This is a genomic window from Sphingomonas sp. CFBP 13706 (assembly GCF_014842355.1).
GTDB lineage: Bacteria > Pseudomonadota > Alphaproteobacteria > Sphingomonadales > Sphingomonadaceae > Sphingomonas > Sphingomonas aerolata.
In genome coordinates this window covers 132,856-154,242 of record NZ_JACYVM010000005.1, presented here as the reverse complement: position 1 = coordinate 154,242, position 21,387 = coordinate 132,856, and the positions used below count along the sequence as shown (strand labels likewise).

Below are 21,387 nucleotides of genomic sequence, written 5' to 3'. Positions count from 1 at the left end.
TCTTGCCGATCCAGTCCGTTTGCCGCAAAGGTGCCGCCGATGAGCGCGATGGCCGATTTTCAGCAGGACGGTGCCGACACGGGTACGCTTCGCTTCACCGGCGATCTGTCGCTCGCCAACATCGGAAATCTTCCCGATCGGCTCGAGGCGGTCGATGCCGCGTCGATCAAGCGGGTCGACCTGAGCCAGGTCGACCGGATCGACACGATCGGCGCCTGGATCGTCCACCGCTTCGCCGCACGCAACGACGCGACGATCGACGGGCTTGATGCCGACGGCCAGAATCTGTTCGATCAGGTCGTCGCCTCCGACCAGCCGCTGGCGGCACGCGGCAAGCCGGTCGGTTCGGTAAAGCGCGTGCTGGGCGAGATCGGCGACGCGGTCGTGCTGACCGGCCGGACGATGCTCGGCCTGCTCGCCTTTCTGGGCGCGACGACGATCGCCTTCGGCAGTGTCATTCGCCACCCCAAGCGCTTCCGCTTCAACGCCGTCGTCCAGCGCTTCGAGGTCGTGGGCATCGCCGCACTCGGCATCGTCGGGCTGATGAGCTTCCTGATCGGCGTCGTTATCGCGCAGCAGGGCGCGGTCCAGCTCCGCCAGTTCGGCGCAGAGGTGTTCACGATCAACCTGGTAGGGCGGCTGACGCTGCGCGAACTCGGCGTGCTGATGACCGCGATCATGGTCGCGGGCCGGTCGGGCTCCGCCTTTGCCGCGCAGCTCGGCACGATGAAGCTCACCGAAGAGATCGACGCGATGCGGACGATCGGGGTGTCGCCGATGGAGGCGCTTGTCCTGCCGCGCGTGCTGGCGGCGATCGTGATGATGCCGCTGCTCGCCTTCTACGCATCGCTGATCGCGATCATCGGCGGTGGGCTGCTGTGTTGGATCCAGCTCGGCATCCCGCCCGTCACCTTCATCGCGCGGATCCGCGAGGTCGTGCCGATCACCGATCTGTACATCGCGCTGATCAAGGCCCCGGTGTTCGGGGCGATCATCGCGGTCGCGGGTTGTTTCCAGGGCATGCAGGTCGAGGCCGACGCCGAACAGGTCGGGCTGCGCACGACCTCGGCGGTGGTGCAGGGCATCTTCCTCGTCATCGTGCTCGACGCGTTCTTCGCGGTATTCTTCACCTGGATCGGCTGGGACTGATGGCCCGCAAGACTGACGACAGCATTATCTCCGTAAAGGGGCTGAGGAACGAGTTCGGCGATTCGGTCGTGCATGACGGTCTCGACCTCGACGTCCGGCGTGGCGAGATCCTCGGCGTGGTCGGCGGGTCGGGGACCGGCAAGTCGGTGTTGATGCGCTCGATCATCGGCCTCCAGACGCCCGCCGAGGGCGCGATCACGGTGTTCGGGGAATCGAATATCGGCCGCGAGGAGACCGAGGCGACCGAGATCCGCAAGCGCTGGGGCGTGCTGTTCCAGGGCGGCGCGCTGTTCTCGACGCTGACGGTCGCTGAAAATGTCGAAGTGCCGCTGCGCGAATTCTATCCCGATCTGCCGCCCGCGCTGCTCGCCGAGATCGCGGCGTACAAGGTCGTGATGACCGGGCTGCCGGCCGATGCCGCGAACAAGTTTCCCGCCGAATTGTCGGGCGGCATGAAGAAGCGCGCCGGGCTCGCGCGCGCGCTCGCGCTTGACCCCGAACTGCTGTTCCTTGACGAACCGACCGCCGGGCTCGACCCGATCGGCGCGGCGGCGTTCGATTCGCTGACCCAGTCGTTGCAGAAGACGCTGGGCCTGACCGTCTTCCTGATCACGCACGACCTCGATACGCTCTACGCGATCTGCGACCGTGTCGCGGTGCTCGCCGACAAGAAAGTGATCGCGGTCGGCACGATCGACGAACTGCTCGCGCTCGATCATCCGTGGATCGAGGAATATTTCAAGGGGCCGCGCGGCCGCGCCGCGGTGGCGACCAAGGAGGCGCATCGCAGCGCCGACGCGGTTGCCGATGCCCACCCGACCGAAGTCCAGTCCAAGCAGTCCGCGCCGGACGACGCCGACGCGACATATGCCGAGAAAGAAGCAAGGACGCTCTGATGGAAACCCGTTCGAACCATGTCCTTGTCGGCGCCGTCGTGCTGATCCTGCTGGCGATGCTCGCGCTGTTCACCGTGTGGATCGCGCGGCTCGGCGGGACGGAAGAGAAGGAATATGACATCTTCTTCCGTCAGTCGGTCGATGGTCTGGCGCGCGGCTCCGCAGTGACCTTTTCAGGTGTGCCGTCGGGTCAGGTGAAGTCGATCTCGCTGTGGAAGAACGACCCGCAGTTCGTCCGCGTCCGCATCAGCGTGAACGAGGAGACGCCGGTGCTCCAGGGCACGACCGCGTCGATTTCGGGCGTCGGCTTCACCGGCGTGAGTCAGGTATCGCTCGATGGCGCGCGCAAGGGTGCGCCAGCGGTCGGCTGCCCCGATTCGAACGGCCAGCCATGCCCGTACGGCGTGCCGGTCATCCCGACCAAGCAGGGTGGCCTTGGCGCGATCCTCAATTCGGCACCGCAGCTGCTCGAGCGTCTGTCGACGCTGACCGAGCGGCTGACCGGGCTGCTGACCGATCGCAACCAGGCGTCGATCGCCGGGATCCTCGAGAACACCAATCGCCTGACCGATGCGCTGGCCGATCGCGGGCCGGAAATCGCCGCGACGCTGGCGCAGACGCGGGTTGCGATCCAGCAGGCGGGCGATGCCGCACAGCAGTTCGGCGTGCTCGCGCAGACCACCAACGGGGTGCTGTCCGAAGACGTGAAGCCGGCGATGGCCAATCTGAACAAGGCGATCCAGTCGGCCCAGACCAGCGCCGAAACGCTGAACGCGGCGATCGGCGACGCGCGGCCCGGGCTGCAGGCCTTCTCGAAGACCACCATTCCCGAAGCCAACCGCCTCGTCCACGATCTGCGCACCACCGCCGCGGCGCTGTCCTCGGTTGCCGAACGAGTCGACCAGCAGGGGGCAGGCTCGCTCGTCGGGCAGCAGAAGCTTCCGGACTATAAGGGTAAGTGATGACCGCCATGAAGACACCGCTGTTCATCCTCCTCGCGGCGCTGCCGCTCAGCGCCTGCATCAGCTTTGGCGCCGCCCCGCCGCCGACCCTGCTGACGCTGACGACGCAGTCCGTGGTGGCGGTCGGGCAGAACCAGAATTCGGCGACGTCGAAGTCGATCACGCTGCAGGTGCCGACGGTGCCGCAAGCGCTGGCGACCGCGCGCGTGCCGGTGCAGGCGACCGCGACGTCGATCGCCTATGTAAAGGACGCGCAATGGGCCGAGCCACCCGCGCGGCTGTTCGCGCGACTGATGTCCGACACGGTCGCCGCGCGCACCGGGATGGTCGTGCTGTCGACGGTCCAGGCCGTCGGCGATCCGAGTGCAATGCTGGGCGGGGAACTGCGCAATTTCGGGCTCGACGCGACGACGCGCGAGGCGGTCGTGACGTTCGATGCCTCACTGACGCGGGCGGGGATGCAGTCGGTCGAGAAGCGTCGCTTCGAGGCGCGTGTCCCGGTCGCGGCGATCGATGCGCCGTCCGCGGCGGCGGGGATCAACACCGCGGCCAACACCGTCGCACAGCAGGTCGCGGACTGGGTTGGCCGCCCGCGCTGAGCCCGGGTCAGCCTTCGGGCTGATCTGCCTGCGCGAGCATCGCCTCGGCTTCGGCGAGGTGGAGTCGTTCGACCATCTCACCGTTCAGGCGGATCGCGCCCTTGTCCGCAGTGGCGCCGTCCGCGAACGCGTCGACTATTGTCCGAGCCCAGGCGAGCTGGTCGGGCGTGGGGCCGAACGCGGTGTTCGCCACCGCGATCTGCGCCGGATGGATCAGCGTCTTGCCGTCATAGCCGAGACCAGCGCCCTGTTCGGCTTCGGCGGCGAGGCGCGCCGGATCGTCGAGCGCGTTGCAGACGCCGTCCAGCGCCACCAGCCCGGCTGCGCGTGCGGCCGTCACGATCGCCATCAGCGCGGGGATGAGTGGCGTTCGATCGACGCCCGGGCGGCAGCGCAGCTCCTTGGCGAGGTCGTTGGTGCCGGCAATCAGCGCGGTGAGCCGCGATCCCGCGGCCGCACGAGCAATCCCTGGGAGTTCGAGCACGCCGCCACAGGTCTCGATCATCGCCCAGATCGGTGGCCCGTTGGTACCAAGTGCGGCGCGGACGGCGGCAAGATCCGCGGCGTTGGAAATCTTGGGCACGAGCACCGCATCGACGCCGATACCGCGTAGCGCGGCGAGGTCGTCGGCGCCCCATGGGGTATCGAGCGCGTTGATCCGCACCACCAGCTCGCGCGTGCCGAAACCGCCCGTGCCGACCTCGGCAACGACACGGTCGCGCGCCGTCGCCTTCTCGTCGGGCGCCACCGCATCCTCGAGGTCGAGGATCACGACGTCGCATGCCAGGCTGCGGGCCTTGGCGATGGCGCGGGGGTTGGAGGCGGGCATGTAGAGTGCGCTGCGGCGACGGCGAAGGGTCATGACGGCCAGCCTAGAAGACTCTGGCCGGGGTTTGAACCCCGGCCTGCCTGCCGCGGGCGACGTGATCAGGTGACGACGTCGGGTGCGCTGCGGCCGGTGTGCTGCGCGATCCCCGCAATCGATTCGGCCGCCGCGACGATGCTCGCCAGCATGTCGCCGGTTTCGCGGTCGAGATCACCGCCGACGGGCTCATAGCGTTCGAGATAGACGCGCAGCGTCGCGCCGGTGGTGCCGGTACCCGACAGGCGAAACACGACGCGGCTGCCGCCGGTGAAGAGAATGCGGACGCCCTGGTTGCGGCTGATCGAGCCGTCGGTCGGGTCGGTATAGGCGAACTCGTCCGCGGTCTCGACGGTGAGGTCGCCGAACGTCTGGCCGGGCAGGGCGGCGAGGCTGGCGCGCAACGCGGCCATCAGCGCGTCGGCGCGCGGGGTCTCGATGCCCTCGTAATCGTGGCGCGCGTAATAATTGCGGCCGTACTTCGCCCAGTGATCGCGGGCGATCGCGTCGACGCTCTCGCCGCGGACGGCAAGGATGTTGAGCCACAGGAGCACGGCCCACAAGCCGTCCTTCTCGCGGACATGATCGGAGCCGGTCCCGGCGCTTTCCTCACCGCAGATCGTCGCCATGCCGGCATCGAGCAGATTGCCGAAGAACTTCCAGCCGGTCGGCGTCTCGTACGCCGGGATGCCGAGCGCCTGTGCGACGCGGTCGGCGGCCGCGCTGGTCGGCATCGAGCGGGCGATACCCTTGAGGCCACCCGCATAACCGGGGGCGAGGTGCGCGTTTGCCGCCAGCATCGCGAGGCTGTCCGACGGGGTCACGAAGCGGTGGCGGCCGATGATCAGGTTGCGGTCGCCGTCGCCATCCGATGCTGCACCGAAATCGGGGGCGTCGGGCGCCATCATCGTCTCGTACAGCTCATGCGCGTGGACGAGGTTGGGGTCGGGGTGATGCCCACCGAAATCGGGCAGTGGGGTGCCGTTGCGCACCGTGCCCGCGGCAAAGCCCAGGCGGCGTTCGAGGATCTCTGTCGCATAGGGCCCGGTGACCGCGCTCATCGCGTCGAACGCCATCGTCAGCTTGGCAGCGCGGATCGCGTCGAAGTCGAACAGCGTCTCCATCAGCGCGGCATAGTCCTCGACCGGATCGACCACCTCGACGGGCATGTCACCGACCATGACCTCACCGTCCTGGTCGAGATCGATGTCGGCCGCGTCGACGGTCAGCCAGCGGTCGATCTCGAGCGTCCGCGCGTTGATCGCGTCGGTGATCGATTCGGGCGCGGGACCGCCATTGGCGATGTTGTACTTGATCCCGAAATCCTCGTCCGGACCGCCGGGATTGTGACTGGCGGACAGGACCAGCCCGCCGATCGCGCCACGCTTGCGGATCATGTGGCTCGCGGCGGGCGTCGACAGGATGCCGCCACGGCCGACGATCACGCGACCAAAGCCGTTCGCGGCGGCCATGCGGATTGCGACCTGGATCACCTCGCGGTTGAGAAAGCGGCCGTCGCCGCCGATTACCAGCGTCGCGCCGGCCTTGTCCTCGACCACGTCGAACACCGACTGGACGAAGTTCTCGGCGTAATTGGCCTGCTGGAAGACCTTCACCTTCTTGCGCAGACCCGACGTGCCCGGCTTCTGGTCGGTATAGGGCGTGCTAGTAACGGTACGGATCATGAAGGCTCCACAAGGCTCGAATACAGGGTCGCATAACGCCGGCCACTCTCGTCCCACGAGAAGTCCGCACGCATCGCATTGCGCTGCAACATGGCCCAGCGATCGGGGCGTGCATAGAGCGCGATCGTTCGGCGCAACGCATGGCTGAGCGCTTCGGGCGTGATGCCGTCATGCTGGATACCGGTGGCGACGCCCGCGGCGACCGCAGCCTCGTTCGCGTCGATCACCGTGTCGGCCAGCCCGCCGGTGCGCGCGACGACGGGGATGCAGCCATAGGCCAGCCCGTAGAGCTGAGTCAGGCCGCAGGGTTCGAAGCGCGACGGGATCAGGATCGCATCGGCACCCGCCTGAAGCAGGTGCGAGACCGGCTCGTCATAGCCGATGCGAACGCCGACCCGGCCCGGATGCCGCTCGGCAGCGGCGAGAAAGGCGTGTTCGAGCGCACTATCGCCCGACCCGAGCAGTGCGAGCCGGCCGCCGAGCGCCACCAGCTCGTCGATCGCTGCGACAAGTACGTCCATGCCCTTTTGCCAGGTGAGCCGGCTGATGACGGTGAAGATCGGGCCGTCGCCGGTGTCGAGGCCGTACAGCGTCTCGACCGCACGCTTGTTGATGCGGCGGCGGGTGAGCGTGCGCGCGGTGTAGCGCGACGGCAGCGCGGCATCGGTGGCGGGGTTCCAGACCGCGGGATCGATGCCGTTGACGATCCCCGTCAGCCGATCGGCACGAACGTTGATCAGCCCTTCGAGCCCCATGCCGAATTCGCCGCGACGGATCTCGGCGGCATAGGTCGGGCTGACCGTGGTGATCGCATCGGCAGCCTCGAGCCCGGCCTTCAGGAAACCGACGCCGCCATAATATTCGATCCCGTCGAGCGCGAATGCCGCATCGGGCAGCGCGAGGTCGGCGAAGATCTCCGCGCCATAGCGGCCCTGGAAGGCGATATTGTGGATCGTGACGATCGTCTCTGCCGGCGCGCCCGGACCGGGGGCGTAGCGCAGATAAGCGGGCGCCATCGCCGCCTGCCAGTCATGCGCGTGGAGGATGTCGAACTGCTGGCCGTCGACAACGCCCGAGGCGAGATCGGCGGCGGCCCGGCTGAACGCGGCAAAGCGCAGCCAGTTGTCGACCCAGTCGGCGCCGGTCGTATCGCCATACGGACCGCCGCCACGCGCAAACAGGCCGGGGGCGTCGAGGATGAGCAGCGGATGGTCGCCGATACTCGCCGCGAGGATCCGCGCCTCGACGCCGAGCAGGTCGGCGTAGCGATGGACGACCTTTGCCTTCGGGATGACCGCGGCGAGCGCGGGATAGCCGGGAAGGAAGGTCGTCATCGCGACGCCGTGATGCGCGAGCGCCGCCGGCAGCGCGCCGACGACATCCGCAAGGCCACCGGTCTTGATCAACGGATAGGCTTCTGACGCTACCGAGAGAACACGCATCAGCCGGGCCCCTGTCCTGATCGAGAAAGCGTCGTATACACCCTCACGCGATCAGCCGGTCGATCATGGATTTGGTTACGAGCACCACGCCGCTGTCGGTACGGCGGAAACGCTGCGCGTCGAGTTCGGCATCCTCGCCGACGACGAGGCCGTCGGGAATGACGACGCCGCGATCGACCACGACCTTCGACAGGCGCGCGCCGCGGCCGATCTCGCAATGCGGCAGGATCACCGCCTGATCGAGCATCGAATAGCTGTGCGCACGCGTGCCCGTAAAGATCAGGCTGCGGTGGATCGACGAGCCCGAAATGATGCAGTCGCCCGAAACGAGGCTCGACACCGCTTCACCGCGGCGTCCGTCATCGGCATGGACGAACTTGGCGGGCGGGGTGACCTCCGAATAGGTCCAGAGCGGCCAGCTGCGGTCATAGAGGTCGAGCTTGGGCACCACGTCGGTGAGGTCGATATTGGCCTCCCAATAGGCGTCGACCGTGCCGACGTCGCGCCAATAGGCCTCGACCTCGCTGCCCGAGCGGACGCAGCTGTCGGAGAAGCGATGCGCGACCGCCTTGCCGTGCTTGACGAGGTAGGGGATGATGTCCTTGCCGAAATCGCGTGCGGATCCCGGCGTCTCGGCATCGCGACGCAATTCGTCGAACAGCAGCTTGGTGTGGAAGACGTAGATCCCCATCGACGCCAGCGCGATGTCCGGGTTGCCCGGGATCGCGGGCGGATCGGCCGGCTTCTCGACGAACGCGGTGACATTGTCATGCTCGTCGACTGCCATCACGCCGAAGCCGACCGCCTCCATCCGCGGCACTTCGAGGCAGGCGATCGTGACGTCAGCACCGGTCTCGCAATGCTGTTGCAGGATCAGCTCGTAATCCATCTTGTAGATGTGATCGCCGGCCAGGATGACCATGTATTCGGGCGCGTGGCTCTCGATGATGTCGATATTCTGGTAGACCGCGTCGGCGGTGCCCTCATACCATTGGAACTCGCTGATCCGCTGCGAGGCGGGCAGGATGTCGAAGCTCTCGTTGCGTTCGGAGCGCAGGAAGTTCCAGCCGCTCTGAAGATGGCGGATCAGCGAATGCGCCTTGTACTGGGTCGCGACGCCGATCCGGCGGATGCCCGAGTTTATCGCATTCGACAGCGCGAAGTCGATGATCCGCGCCTTGCCGCCGAAATACACCGCGGGTTTTGCGCGGGTATCGGTCAGCTCCATCAACCGACTGCCGCGACCACCGGCCAGCACATACGCCATTGCGTCGCGCGCCAGTGGCTGTCCCCGCCGTTCAACCATGTCCGTCTCTCCCTAATCGTCCGCCGTATAACGCCCCGTTACCCGCGGCTTGTTCCGTCTCAGCCCTCAAACTCGAGCATGATCGTCGCGAGCGGGGGCAAGGTGACCCACGCCGCGCCGTCCTCCGCGACCACGCCGCCGAGATTGCCGAGCCCGCTGCCCCAATATTCATGCGCGTCGCTGTTGATGATCTCGCACCAGCGGCCGTCGAGCGGCAACGGAATGCGGTAGGGCGCGCGTGCGATCGGCGTCATGTTGGCGATGACGGCGACGGGCTTCGCGCCAGGTGCCTTGCGCAGCCAGGCGAAGACCGAATTGGCAGCGTCGTCGGCGATCAGCCATTCGAAACCCTCGGCCTCGCAATCGCGCGCATGGAGCGCGGGCTTGTCGCGATAGACTATGTTCAGGTCGCGGACGAGGTTGCGGATGCCCTCATGGCTGCGGCTGTTGCGCAGGCACCAGTCGAGCGCGCGACCTTCGGACCATTCGCGGCGCTGCGCGAATTCCTGCCCCATGAAGAGCAGTTTCTTGCCCGGATAGCCCCACATGAACGCGTAATAGGCGCGCAGATTGGCGAATTGCTGCCAGTCGTCGCCGGGCATCTTGGTCAGCAGCGAGCCCTTGCCGTGGACGACCTCGTCATGGCTGAGCGGCAGGACGAAATTCTCGCTGAACGCATAGACGAGGCCGAAATTGATCTCACCGTGATGGTGCTTCCGGTGCAGCGGATCGCGCGCCATGTACTGGAGCGTGTCATGCATGAAGCCCATGTTCCACTTGAACCCGAAGCCCAGGCCACCGCTCTTGCCGTCGTCGCCGACGGGAGCGGAGACGCCGGGCCATGAGGTCGATTCCTCGGCGATCGTGAAGATGCCGGGATGCTGGCCATACACCGCGCGGTTCATGTCGCGCAGGAAGGCGACCGCTTCCCAGTTCTCGCGCCCGCCGGTGTCGTTGGGGATCCATTCGCCCGCCTCGCGCGAATAATCGCGGTACAGCATCGACGCGACCGCATCCACCCGAAGCCCGTCGATATGATAGCGCTCGGCCCAGAACAGCGCGTTGTTGACGAGGAAGGACGACACCTCGCGCCGCCCGAAATTGTAGATCGCGGTGTTCCAGTCGGGGTGGAAGCCGAGCCGCGGATCCTCATGTTCGTAGAGCGCGGTACCGTCGAAATGCGCGAGCCCGAACGCGTCGGTCGGGAAGTGCGCCGGCACCCAGTCGAGCAGCACGCCGATCCCCGCCAGATGCGCACCGTCGACGAACCGCGCGAACCCCTCGACATCGCCGAACCGCGCGGACGGCGCATAGAGCCCGGTGGTCTGATAGCCCCAGCTCGGATCATAGGGGTGTTCGCTGATCGGCATGAACTCGATGTGCGTGAAGCCCATCTCGACCACGTACGGGATCAGCCGGTCGGCGAGCGCATCCCAGGTCAGGAACCAGCCCTCGGCATCGCGGTCCCATGATCCTGCATGCACCTCGTAGATGCTGATCGGCACGCGGCGCGGATCGACCGAGGCCCAGTGTTTGCGGTGGCTCGTATCCGCCCATTCATGCGCGAGCGTGCGGGTGATCGATGCGGTCGCGGGACGCAGCTCGCTGGCAAAGGCGAAGGGATCGGCTTTCAGCGGCTGGAGCCGGCCGTCGGGGCCGACGATCTCGTATTTATACGCGCGATATTCGGCGATGTCGGGGATGAAGATCTCCCAGACGCCGACATCGCCGCGCCTGCGCATCGCATGGCGGCGGCCATCCCAGTCGTTGAAGTCGCCGACCACCGAGACGCGCTGCGCATTGGGGGCCCAGAGCGCGAAATGCACGCCCGGCGCTCCTTCGTGCTCGATCAGGTGCGCGCCCAACTTGTCATGGAGGCGGTGGTGATTGCCCTCCGCCATCAGCACGTCGTCGATCGGGCCGAGCACCGGACCGAAGCTGTACGGGTCGGTCACCCACCAGTCCGTGCCGCCGCCCTCGGCGTGATATTTCACCGGTTGCGGATCGCCGTCGATCGGGCCTTCGAACAGCCCGCGATCGTCGATCCGGGGGAGGGTGCCGAGCGTCGTGCCGTCAAGCGCATGTGCCTCGGCGGTCGTCGCACCCGGCAGCCACGCGCGCGCGAACGTGCCGCCAGGGCCGGCATGCACGCCGAGCAGCGAAAAGGGATCGTCGTGACGCCCCTCCAGCAGGGCAACGATGGCGCCTTCGGGTGGCTTCACATTACCGTCCAGATATCGCGGGCATATTCACGGATCGTCCGGTCCGACGAGAACCAGCCCACACGCGCGACGTTGCGCACGGTCGAGGCGACCCAAGCGTCGCGATCGTTCCACCGCGTGTCGACGCTGCGCTGCGCAGTGGCATAGCTGTCGAAATCGGCGGCGAGCATGAACCAGTCGCCCTCGTACAGCCCGCCCATCAGCCCGGCGTAGCGCTGACGATCATCGGGTGAGAACACGCCCGAGGCGATCGCCGAGACCGCCTGACGCAGCTCGTTCGACCCGTCGATCACGCTGCGCGGATCATAGCCCGATGCGCGCTTCGCCTCGACCTCGTCCGCGGTCATGCCGAAGATGAAGATGTTGTCGTCGCCGACCCGGTCCTTGATCTCGATATTCGCGCCGTCGAGCGTGCCGATGGTCAGCGCGCCGTTCATCGCGAACTTCATGTTGCCGGTGCCCGACGCTTCAAGTCCCGCGGTCGAGATCTGTTCGCTGAGATCGGCGGCGGGGATGATCTTTTCCGCCAGCGACACATTATAGTTTGGCAGGAACGCGACCTTGAGAAGTCCACCAACCGACGGGTCCGAATTGATCCGGCGCGCGACGTCGTTCGCCAGTTTGATGACGAGTTTCGCGTTGTGATAGCTCGACGCCGCCTTGCCCGCGAACAGCTTCACGCGGGGGGTCCAGTCGCGTTCCGGGTGGCTACGAATCTGGTCGTACAGCGCGACCGTCTCGATGATGTTGAGCAGCTGGCGCTTGTATTCGTGAATGCGCTTGATCTGCACGTCGAACAGCGCGTCGGGATCGATGCGCAGCCCCATGCTGTCCTTGATATGATTTGCCAGTGCCACCTTGTTCGAACGCTTCACTGCCCAAAACCGCTCCCTGAACGCGGAATCGTCGGCAAAAACATCGAGATCGATCAGCCGTTCGGCATCATCGAGGAAGCCGTCGCCGATCGCGTCGCGGATCAGCGTGGTGAGGCCCGGATTGCACTGCTGCAGCCAGCGGCGCGGGGTTATCCCATTGGTCTTGTTGTTGATCCGCGTCGGATAGAGGCGGTGGAGATCGGCGAAGACCGTCTTCTTCATCAGCTGCGTATGCAGCGCCGCGACGCCATTGACGCTGTGCGATCCGGCAAAGGCGAGGTTGGCCATCCGCACGCGCCGCTCGCCGCCTTCGTCGATCAGGCTGATCGCGGCGATCGCGCGGTCGTCTATCCCCGTGACCCCGCGTGCCTCGCGCAGCAGCCTTGCGTTGATCGCGTAGACGATCTGCATGTGGCGCGGCAGCAGGCGCTCGAACAGCGGCAGCGGCCAGCTCTCCAGCGCCTCGGGCAGCAGCGTGTGGTTGGTGTAGCCGAAGGTCGCGCGCGTGATCTTCCACGCCTCGTCGAACGCGAATTCGTGATGGTCGATCAGCAGCCGCATCAGCTCGGCGACTGACACCGCAGGGTGCGTGTCGTTCAGCTGGATCGCGGCCTTGTCGGGCAGCGTGCGGATGTCGCCGAAATACTGGATGTGGCGGCGGACGATGTCCTGGATCGAGGCGGACGAGAAGAAATACTCCTGCCGCAGCCGCAGCTCCTGCCCCGCGGCGGTCGAGTCGTTGGGATAGAGCACGCGCGTGAGTGTCTCGGCGCGGAGCTGGTCCGCGAGCGCACCGGAAAAGTCGCCCGCGTTGAACCGGTCGAGCTTGATCGGATCGAACGCGCGCGCGGTCCACAGCCGCAGCGTGTTGACGTGTTCGCCGCGCCAGCCGACGACGGGGGTGTCGACCGCCATCGCCTCGACCGCCTCGGCGGGACTCCAGTGAACCTGGCCGCTGTCGGTCGCGATCACCTCGCCGCCGAAGCCGATGAAATAGGCGCTCTCGCGGCGTTCGAACTCCCAGGGATTGCCGTGCGCGAGCCACTTTTCGGGCATCTCGACCTGCCAGCCATCGTCGATCCGCTGGCGGAACATGCCGTTCACATAGCGGATGCCATAGCCGTAAGCAGGGAGCGCGAGGCTCGCCATGCTCTCCATGAAGCACGCCGCCAGCCGCCCGAGCCCGCCATTGCCGAGTGCCGCATCGGGCTCGATCTCCTCAAGCGCGGCAAGGTCGACGCCGTGCAGCGCGAGCGCCCGCGACACCTCGCCGCTGCGTTGCAGGTTCGTCACCGCATCGCGCAGCAGCCGGCCGATCAGGAATTCGAGGCTGAGATAATAGACGCGCTTCGCACCCGCCGCATGCGCCGCCTTGGTCGATGCCATCCAGCGTTCGACGATGTCGTTGCGCACGGTGAGGATCGTTGCCGCGAGCCAGTCGTGCGGAAGCGCGGCCTGCGCATCCTTGCCGATCCGGTGGACGAGCGTGTCGAGGATCGAATCGGCCAGCGTCTGGACGGAGCGCTGCAGGGCGGGGTTTGCGGTCACGCTAATTCCGGATCTCGTTGTCGTCACCGGTGATCCTAGCCGCGCGGACACCTTTGTCACGCGGACTTGCGTGGTCGCGGGACGCGATCGGCCAGTTAGCCGTGCATCCCCTGATCCATGTCAGTTTATCTCAGAGCATGCCGATCAGCAGCGTCGCGTTGAGGCCGATAATGACCGCGGCGATGACCCAGGCGAGCGTTTTCAGCCAGACCGGACTGACCAGCGAACCCATGATTCGCGCGTCGCCGGTGAACTTGACGAGCGGCACGACCGCGAAGGGGAGCTGGAGGCTCAGCACGACCTGGCTCAGCACCAGCAGCCGCGTCGCGCCCGCATCGCCCGCGGCGCCGACGACGAATACCGCGGGAATGATCGCGAGCAGCCGCGTGACGAGCCGCCGTGCCCAGACGGGCATGCGCAGATCAAGGAATCCCTCCATCACAATCTGGCCGGCGAGCGTGCCCGTCACGGTCGAATTCTGCCCCGAGGCGAGCAGCGCGACTGCGAACACGACGCTCGCAGCCCCCATGCCGAGCATCGGCGCGAGCAGCGCATGCGCCTGGTCGATATCGGCGACGTCGGTGCGCCCCGCGACGTGAAAGGTGGCGGCCGCGAGGATCAGGATCGCGGCGTTGATGAAGAAGGCGAGGCCGAGCGCGATCGTGCCATCGATCGTCGCCATCGTCACCGCGTCGCGCTTGCCCGCCTCGGTCGCCGCGAACGCGCGCGTCTGGACGATCGACGAGTGGAGATAGAGGTTGTGCGGCATCACCGTCGCGCCGAGGATGCCGATCGCGATATAGAGCATCGCCGGGTTGGTGACGATCTCGGTCGTCGGCACCAGCCCGCCGAGCACGCCCGCCATGTCGGGCCGCGCGAGGAACAGCTCGAAGATGAAGCAGCCGGCGATGATCACCAGCAGCGCGACGATGAACGCCTCGAGCTTGCGGAAGCCAAAGCGTTGCAGCGCGAGGATCAGGAACACGTCGAGCGCGGTGAGCACGACACCCCAGACCAGCGGCAGGCCGAACAGCAGTTTGAGCGCGATCGCGGTGCCGAGCACTTCGGCCAGATCGCAGGCGATGATCGCGATCTCGCACAGGAACCAGAGCACGACCGAAACGCGCTTCGAATAATGCGCGCGGCAGGCCTGGGCGAGGTCGAGCCCGGCGACGATGCCGAGCCGTGCGGACAGCGCCTGGAGCACCATCGCCATCAGGTTGGACAGCAATACGACCGACAGGAGGGTGTAGCCAAACGCCGAGCCGCCGGCGATGTCGGTCGCCCAGTTGCCCGGATCCATATAGCCGACCGCGACGAGATAGCCCGGCCCGACGAACGCGAACAGCCGCCGCCAGAAGGGCGCGCCTTCGGGGATTGCGACGGTGCGATAGCTGTCGGACAGCGAATGGGCGAGGGCGGAACTGGGCGGCGGCATCGCGGGTGCTTTGCCGGATGCGCGCGAGGGGGACAAGCGGTTCGGTTGGTAGGCGGATATCGGGCGGGCGGCGCACCGCTTTTCTTGCTTCCGTCATCCTGACGAAAGTCAGGATCCAGGGTTACGGGCGCCGGCCTGCTTGGCTCTGGATCCTGACTTTCGTCAGGATGACGGGAGGGGCGAGTGGGGTCTCGCGGGCATGGCCACGCTTAAGCGGTCGCGGTCAGATCACCTTCATGTCCGCCTGGTAATGGTGCCAGAGGAAGATCGCTGCCGCGCCGCGGTGCGGGCGCCAGGCTTCGGCGAGTTCGCGGGTCAGCTTCTCGCTCGGGCGGGCATCGTGGCCGAGGATGCGGCCGATCTCGATCTGGACCGCGAGATCGCCCGCGGGCCAGATGTCGGTGCGGCCCTCGGCGAACAGCAGGTAGATCTCGGCGGACCAGCGGCCGATCCCCTTGACCCGGACGAGCGCGGCGATCGCCTCCTCGTCGTCGGCGGGCAGGTTCGTCAGGTCGAGCCGGCCGCTCGTCACCTCGTCGGCGAGGCTGCGGGCATAGCCGAGTTTCTGCCGCGACAGCCCCGCGCTGCGCAGCGTCTCGTCGCTGGCGGCGGCGATGTTGGCGGGGTCCGCGGCACCGCCGACGAGCGCGTCGAGCTTGTTCCAGACCGATTGCGCGGAGGCGACGCTGACCTGCTGGCCGAGGATGGTGCGGAGCAAGGTCGCGAAGCCGCGCTCGCTGATGCGCGGGGCAGGGTGGCCCTTGTTCGCGACCGCCACCGCAAAAGCGGGTTCGATCGCGCACAGCGCGGTCATGGCAGCCTGCAACTGGTCGGCGTTCAGGCCCATGCCGCGAACCTTGCGGCTTGATCGGGGCGGCGGCGCGCGGCATGGACCGCGCACGGTTTTTCGGAGGACAGCATGCCCAAGCTTATCGTCGTGACGCGGGACGGGGAAGAACGCGAGCTCATGGGCGAAACGGGTCTTTCGGTCATGGAAGTCATCCGCGACGCCGGGATCGACGAGATCCTCGCTTTGTGCGGCGGCTGCTGCTCCTGCGCCACCTGCCACGTCCATGTCGACCCGGAATTTGCGGCCAAACTCAAGCCGATGAGCGAGGACGAGAACGACCTGCTCGATTCGACCAGCGACCGCGACGACTATTCGCGACTGTCGTGCCAGATCGACATGACCGACGCGCTCGACGGGCTGAAGGTACGGATCGCCGCCGAGGATTGATCCGGTCCCTCTCCCCCGCGGGGGAGAGGGTGGACGTTCAGCGCGTCGTCACCGCATAGAGTGCGATCGCGGCGGCGTTCGAGACGTTGAGGCTCTCGACCTTTTCCGAGATCGGGAGCTTGGCGAGTTCGTCGCAGTGATCCTCGGTGTTCTTGCGCATGCCTTCGCCCTCGGCACCGAGCACGATCGCGATGCGCTGCGTCCCCATCGCCTCGGACAGCGTCTGTGTCGCATGGCCGGTGAGGCCGATCCGCCAGAACCCGGCTTCGGCGATTTCCTCGAGCGCGCGGGCGAGATTGACCACGCGGATCCACGGCACCGTCTCGAGCGCGCCCGACGCGGCACGGGCGATCGTGCCCGATTCGGGCGGCGCGTTGCGGTCGGGGGTGACGATGCCGAGCGCATCGAACGCCGCCGCCGAGCGCAGGATCGCGCCGACATTGTGCGGATCGGTCACGCCGTCGAGAATGACGAGCGGACGATTATCGTCCTTGCCATGCTCGAGCAGGTCGGCGAGCCACATGTCCTCGAGCGGCTCGACCTCGATCACCACGCCCTGATGCGGGGCGTCGCCCGGCACCAGTCGCGCGAGATCGGTGGCCTCGGCGAAGGTCACCGGCACGGCCGCGGGTAGGTCGAACCCGGCCAGCGCCTCGCGCGTGCCCATGATCTTGCGCACCGTGCGTTCGGGATTGGCGAGCGCCGCGCCCACCGCATGCTTGCCCCAGAAGCGCGGACGCCCCGCGGGGGCCTTGCTTGGCCGATGGCCCTTGCGTGCTGCCATCAGAGCGCTCCCGTCATCATATCAGTCATCGTCATCGCTATATTCATAAGGGTCGGTCACCACCGGCTTGGTCGGCAGTGGCGTGCGTGGCAGCGCCTTGTCCGCATTCGCCGCGCTGAGCAACACCGATGCGAGCACGATCGACGCCTGGCGCATGTCCTCGGCCTTCAGGTGATCGAAGGTGTCGGCCGACGTATGATGGATCCGGCTGCCATAATCGAGCGGATCCTGGATGAACTGGAACCCCGGCACGCCGACCTGCTGCAGGAAGACGTGATCGGTGCCGCCGGTCGGCCGCAGGACGACGTTCGACGCGCCCATCGATGCGAACGGGCTGAGCCAGTCGCGAAAGATCGGCACGACCGCGGGGTTGGTTTCCGCATAGAGCCCACGCAATTTGCCCGAGCCATTGTCGATGTTGAAATAGGCGGCGAGGTCGGCATGACCCGGCAGCGGGGTGATCGGCCATTTCTGTGAAAAGCCGTAATAGCTCTGCATCCCGGTCTGCGGCGGGTCGTTGGGGCTGCCGCGTGTCGCCAGATGGCGGGTGACATAGGCCATCGAACCGAGAATGCCCTGCTCCTCGCCCGACCAGAGCGCGAACCGGATCGTCCGCTTCGGGCGGGCGCCGGTTGCGGCCAGGATGCGGGCGGCCTCCATGATCATCGCCGAGCCCGCCGCATTGTCGGCGGCACCGTCCGCGGCGACCCAGCTGTCGAGATGCGCGCCCGCCATTACATAGCCGGCCTTCGGATCGGTCCCGGGAATGTCGGCGATGATGTTGTACGCCTGCGCATCGCTGTCGTCGAAGCGGACGTCGCTGACGATCTCGAGCGTCGGGGCGGGGCCCGCCTTGGCGAGCCGCGCGAGGCGTCGATAATCCTCCGCGGCGATCTGCACGCCCGGCAGCGCAGGCGTGTCGCCGACACCGAACAGATAGCCTTCGCCGCTGACCAGCTTGCCGTCGTGATAGGCCATCGTCGCGGTCGCGACCGCGCCTTCGCTTTTCAGGAACGCATCGAGTTTCTTCGAGAAATCGAGCCGCTTCATCCGGCGGTCGGCGGCATCGGGGTCGTAATTCGGCTGCTGAAACCGGTCGAGCCTCGCGATATCCTCGCCGCTCAGCCGCTTGAAGGCGGGCTCGGCAGGTTCGTCACCGGTGCCGGGCCGCGTGAGCATCACGATTCTGCCGCTGAGCTTGCCGCGCCATTTTGCGAAGTCGCGCTCGCGCGCCATCGGTGCGACGATCACGGCCGCGCTCAGCGCGGTGCCGTTCGTGCCGGGGGTCCAGGCAATGGGAATCGCGGTCAGCTGCACCACCCGCGGGGTCGTCATCCGCACGCTCGACCGTTCGATCGACCAGCCGCGTCCGAATCCGAACCCTTCCTTGTGGACATTCGTGAGGCCCCAGTCGGCGAAGCGGCGCTGCGTCCACGCCTCCGCCGTGCGCATCGACGGCGAGTTGGTGAGCCGCGGACCGATCACGTCGGTCAGATGCTGGACAGTCACCATGACCTGGCTGTGATTGGTCCCTTCGTCGATGATGCGGTTGACCATGGGCTGATCAGGCTTCGCGGTGCCGCCACGCTCCTTGGCGGCCGCGGGGCTGAGCGCGACGAACGTTAGGGTCGTAGCGAAAATGGCAAGTCGGCACGGGCGCGATTGGTGCATGAAGGTCCCCCTGGGCAATTTTTTATGCCGGAAAGGCTATGCGGGGGCGGAAGTTGGCGCAACCCGCGTTGACAGCACCGACAAGCTTCGCCATTGAGCCGCCTCGCTCGAGAGAGTGGCCCCTTTGGACAGGTGGCCGAGTGGTTAAAGGCAGCAGACTGTAAATCTGCCCGGGTTTCCCGTACGCTGGTTCGAATCCAGCCCTGTCCACCATAGCTTTGCGGTCTTGCCGCCCAAGCTCTGGTCCTTTGCCGGTAGCAAGGCCAGGCGCGAACCTCACAACCTTCAGATCTGTGCCGGGATGTCGTGTGGACATTGTGCGCAAAAACGCGTCCCGCTACGGCATTCGGCGCACTTCAAACAGGGATGCCTAACCGCGGAATTGCGGTTAATGCAGGTCTATGTCTGCCAGCCGCATTGATCTCCTGACCGAAGCGCAACGGGCCTGTCTTCGACTGGTCCTGACGCATCACAATTCGAAGGAGATCGCAGCGCTGCTCGGCGTGTCGCCGTCGGCGATCGACAAGCGGATCGAACGCGCGGTTCAGGTGCTGGGCGCGGGGTCGCGGTTCGAGGCTGCGCGGCTGTTGCAACGGCACGAAACTGCCGGGGATTTCGATGTGCCCGCAGAGCCCCGCGTCATGCCCTCCGCCACGCCCGAGCCCCGCGCCGCGAACGACAGGACGGAGGACGGGACGTCGCCAATGCCGTCGTTCGACCTGCTGGTCGCGACGTATGATCGGCTCCCATCCGAACCAATCGACGTAGCGCGCGCGCCGTCGCATCCGCCACCGGTCGGCCAGGACGATCCATGGGGGCTCGTCCGCCGCTTCATGGGGATGACGCCCGGAGGCGGACCGGAGGGAGCGGCGCGGAACCGCTTGTCCAAGGGGGACAGGCTGATCCGGCTGGTCGGGCTCATGGCGTTACTGGCGGTCACCACGGTGGCGCTGGTGACGATGACGATGACCATGACGAGCCTGTTCAGGCAGGTTCGCGGCAGCGCCGCCTCTCCCCGGGTCGAGCATTCGTCGCGCTGGGGTGGGAAATTCGACATGTTGAAGGAACGTCGTCAGGCAACCGACAGGGTCACCGCGGACTTTCTCAAGGCGGAGGCGGCGGTCGACCAGGCCGCGTCGCTCGCCGCATCCTGCGTCGCGACCTTATTGCAGCAGCGTGCGGCGGCAAGATTGCCGGTCGCGACCGGGATCGCCGCGCTGCAACTCGTCGCGGATGCATCGTCCGATCTGATCAAGGCCCGCCAGCGCTTCGTCGACGCGCACCAGGCGCTGGTCGCGGTACGCAGCGAAATCGGCCTCGGTGCCTTCTATGCCTATGGTGACGAGGGCGAGTGTCCGCCCAACGAAGGGGCTCTGCGCGACGATGCGCGGCTGCACCTCGTCGTTGCCGCCTGACGACGCGGCCGGTGGATCGCTTGACCCGATAACGTGGACCGCGTCTGGCTCTTCAACGCGCTGCAACTGGCGGCGACCGGCTATGCATTCTGGCGTGGCGGTGCCCCCGAGCGGCTGACCGGGCTTGCCCTGCTGCTCGCGGCACTGGCCACGCGGATGTTTCACCAGCTTGGCGCAGGCGAGTTCGTCGACGTCGAGATCGGTATCATGACCGTCGACATCGTCCTGCTCGGCGTGATGATCGCCATCACGCTGCACGCCGATCGGTTCTGGCCGGCCTGGGTCACCGCGCTCCATGCACTGGGGACCGGGGCGCATCTGGCCCGGGCCATCAATCCCGAGGTGATCCGGCTCGCTTATGCGGTCCTGTCGGTCATGTGGAGCTACCCCATCGTCCTGCTGCTCGCCGTCGGAACGATGCGGCATGCCAGACGGGTCCGGTCGCGAGGCTGGGATCTCGACTGGAGCCGCCAGGACCCGACCCTTCCTTAGCCCTGCATCTGAGGCTTTAAATGTCTTATGCCATTCCTTTCATGCGACTCTTGAACGGCGCACGGCCCGGGCCGGCTCTTGCACCCGCCGCCGTCGATCCTGCCCGCCTGGTGAGCGCTGCCAAGCACCTGTACGAACTGCGTCGTCAGCGTGACGCGGCATTCGGCGCGGACCTGTTCTCCGAACCCGCCTGGGACATGCTGCTCGACCTGTTCATCTCGCATCACGAGGGGCGTCAGCTCAGCGTGTCCGCGGTGTGCATCGGCGCGCGAGCGCCCTCGGCGACGGCGCTTCGCTACCTTGCGATCCTGCAGGAGGCGGGTCTCGTCCTGCGGACCCGCGACAAGAATGACGGTCGACGATCGCATATCCAGCTGTCGGTCGTCGGGCGTCAGCGGATGAGCGATCTGCTCGCGGGTCTGGTGGATTGCTGATCCTCATGCCGGCCGGGTGACCGGTCGAGCTTGACGGACGAACGAACAAGATGCCTGCGGCCGGCGCCGACCGGGCGTCTTCGCGGCCGCTGCCGCACGGCTCGATCCGGCGCGCATGGCGGGCCCCGATCCGGCCATCCGCCATCCAAAGCTTGAAAAATCGCGCCTGCGATGGCATGTAAGTCTCGGATACCCGTCAATTTTACTGGTTTGCGGGCCTCCCAATAAATTCCGGCAAATGGGCGAGGACTTTGAGCAACGGTTGTGCTCGGTCGATCGCTTCTGTGCGTCTTTCGGCCGATCCTGCGCAGCCCATCCATCATCCGGCGATGCGCCCTTAGCCGTCTCCGCCCCTCGGGGGCCGGGATCG

Annotated in this window: 18 protein-coding genes and 1 tRNA gene; 9 read left to right on the top strand and 10 right to left on the bottom strand. The window is 66.6% G+C overall.

Features of this window, described 5'->3' with window-relative positions; all coding sequences use genetic code 11:
• Positions 1–39 precede the first annotated feature (39 nt).
• The 4 genes from IFS44_RS11395 to IFS44_RS11380 are packed head-to-tail and all read left to right on the top strand — an operon-like array spanning position 40 to position 3,606.
• Entirely contained in the window at positions 40–1,149 is a 1,110-nt protein-coding gene (locus tag IFS44_RS11395) for an ABC transporter permease (protein ID WP_031396263.1), read from the top strand.
• Positions 1,149–2,045, top strand: a complete 897-nt coding sequence (locus tag IFS44_RS11390; protein WP_031396264.1) for an ABC transporter ATP-binding protein — start codon at positions 1,149–1,151, stop codon at positions 2,043–2,045. The genes IFS44_RS11395 and IFS44_RS11390 overlap by 1 nt, the downstream gene beginning before the upstream one ends.
• The gene (locus IFS44_RS11385; protein WP_031396265.1) at positions 2,045–3,007 is read left to right on the top strand and encodes an MlaD family protein; all 963 of its coding nucleotides are present in this window, start codon (positions 2,045–2,047) and stop codon (positions 3,005–3,007) included. Before IFS44_RS11390 ends, IFS44_RS11385 begins: the two co-directional genes overlap by 1 nt.
• Before the next feature lie 8 nt (positions 3,008–3,015).
• Entirely contained in the window at positions 3,016–3,606 is a 591-nt protein-coding gene (locus tag IFS44_RS11380) for an ABC-type transport auxiliary lipoprotein family protein (RefSeq protein ID WP_446740854.1), read from the top strand.
• A 7-nt stretch (positions 3,607–3,613) separates the two neighbouring features.
• Here the strand turns inward: IFS44_RS11380 and IFS44_RS11375 are convergent, their stop codons facing one another.
• The 8 genes from IFS44_RS11375 to IFS44_RS11340 form a co-directional block, all read right to left on the bottom strand.
• Positions 3,614–4,468, bottom strand: a complete 855-nt coding sequence (locus tag IFS44_RS11375) for an HpcH/HpaI aldolase/citrate lyase family protein (protein ID WP_192098526.1) — start codon at positions 4,466–4,468, stop codon at positions 3,614–3,616.
• A gap of 65 nt (positions 4,469–4,533) precedes the next feature.
• Positions 4,534–6,153: an alpha-D-glucose phosphate-specific phosphoglucomutase gene (locus tag IFS44_RS11370; RefSeq protein ID WP_192098525.1), complete on the bottom strand. Its 1,620-nt coding sequence runs from the start codon at positions 6,151–6,153 to the stop codon at positions 4,534–4,536.
• On the bottom strand, positions 6,150–7,595 hold the full coding sequence (glgA, locus tag IFS44_RS11365) for a glycogen synthase GlgA (protein ID WP_192098524.1): 1,446 nt from the start codon (positions 7,593–7,595) through the stop codon (positions 6,150–6,152). The genes IFS44_RS11370 and glgA overlap by 4 nt, the downstream gene beginning before the upstream one ends.
• A 43-nt stretch (positions 7,596–7,638) precedes the next feature.
• A complete protein-coding gene (glgC, locus tag IFS44_RS11360; RefSeq protein ID WP_031396272.1) occupies positions 7,639–8,901 on the bottom strand; it encodes a glucose-1-phosphate adenylyltransferase in 1,263 nt (420 codons plus the stop codon).
• A gap of 59 nt (positions 8,902–8,960) precedes the next feature.
• Positions 8,961–11,123: a 1,4-alpha-glucan branching protein GlgB gene (glgB, locus tag IFS44_RS11355; protein ID WP_192098523.1), complete on the bottom strand. Its 2,163-nt coding sequence runs from the start codon at positions 11,121–11,123 to the stop codon at positions 8,961–8,963.
• Complete coding sequence (locus IFS44_RS11350) at positions 11,120–13,546, bottom strand: glycogen/starch/alpha-glucan phosphorylase (RefSeq protein ID WP_342366411.1); 2,427 nt, start codon at positions 13,544–13,546, stop codon at positions 11,120–11,122. The genes glgB and IFS44_RS11350 overlap by 4 nt, the downstream gene beginning before the upstream one ends.
• A gap of 130 nt (positions 13,547–13,676) precedes the next feature.
• On the bottom strand, positions 13,677–14,984 hold the full coding sequence (locus IFS44_RS11345) for an Nramp family divalent metal transporter (protein WP_192098522.1): 1,308 nt from the start codon (positions 14,982–14,984) through the stop codon (positions 13,677–13,679).
• A gap of 223 nt (positions 14,985–15,207) precedes the next feature.
• On the bottom strand, positions 15,208–15,831 hold the full coding sequence (locus tag IFS44_RS11340) for a DNA-3-methyladenine glycosylase family protein (protein WP_031396277.1): 624 nt from the start codon (positions 15,829–15,831) through the stop codon (positions 15,208–15,210).
• Between the two features lie 72 nt (positions 15,832–15,903).
• Here IFS44_RS11340 and IFS44_RS11335 point away from each other — a divergent pair, with 72 nt between their 5' ends.
• The gene (locus IFS44_RS11335) at positions 15,904–16,221 is read left to right on the top strand and encodes a 2Fe-2S iron-sulfur cluster-binding protein (RefSeq protein WP_031396278.1); all 318 of its coding nucleotides are present in this window, start codon (positions 15,904–15,906) and stop codon (positions 16,219–16,221) included.
• A gap of 37 nt (positions 16,222–16,258) precedes the next feature.
• Here the strand turns inward: IFS44_RS11335 and rlmB are convergent, their stop codons facing one another.
• Complete coding sequence (gene rlmB, locus IFS44_RS11330) at positions 16,259–17,005, bottom strand: 23S rRNA (guanosine(2251)-2'-O)-methyltransferase RlmB (RefSeq protein ID WP_166746262.1); 747 nt, start codon at positions 17,003–17,005, stop codon at positions 16,259–16,261.
• Positions 17,006–17,026: 21 nt separating this feature from the next.
• Positions 17,027–18,676 carry a M20/M25/M40 family metallo-hydrolase gene (locus IFS44_RS11325; protein ID WP_244650202.1) on the bottom strand — a complete coding sequence of 550 codons (1,650 nt, stop codon included), beginning with the start codon at positions 18,674–18,676 and terminating at the stop codon, positions 17,027–17,029.
• 126 nt (positions 18,677–18,802) lie between these two features.
• Here IFS44_RS11325 and IFS44_RS11320 point away from each other — a divergent pair.
• The 4 genes from IFS44_RS11320 to IFS44_RS11305 all read left to right on the top strand — a co-directional run bounded on the left by IFS44_RS11320 (position 18,803) and on the right by IFS44_RS11305 (position 21,017).
• Positions 18,803–18,889: transfer RNA gene (locus IFS44_RS11320), tRNA-Tyr, on the top strand.
• Positions 18,890–19,077: 188 nt separating this feature from the next.
• The gene (locus IFS44_RS11315) at positions 19,078–20,091 is read left to right on the top strand and encodes a sigma factor-like helix-turn-helix DNA-binding protein (protein WP_192098521.1); all 1,014 of its coding nucleotides are present in this window, start codon (positions 19,078–19,080) and stop codon (positions 20,089–20,091) included.
• Positions 20,092–20,124: 33 nt separating this feature from the next.
• On the top strand, positions 20,125–20,583 hold the full coding sequence (locus IFS44_RS11310) for a hypothetical protein (RefSeq protein WP_192098520.1): 459 nt from the start codon (positions 20,125–20,127) through the stop codon (positions 20,581–20,583).
• A gap of 41 nt (positions 20,584–20,624) precedes the next feature.
• Positions 20,625–21,017, top strand: coding sequence for a hypothetical protein (locus tag IFS44_RS11305; protein WP_042467029.1), 393 nt, complete (start codon positions 20,625–20,627; stop codon positions 21,015–21,017).
• Positions 21,018–21,387: the final 370 nt, after the last annotated feature.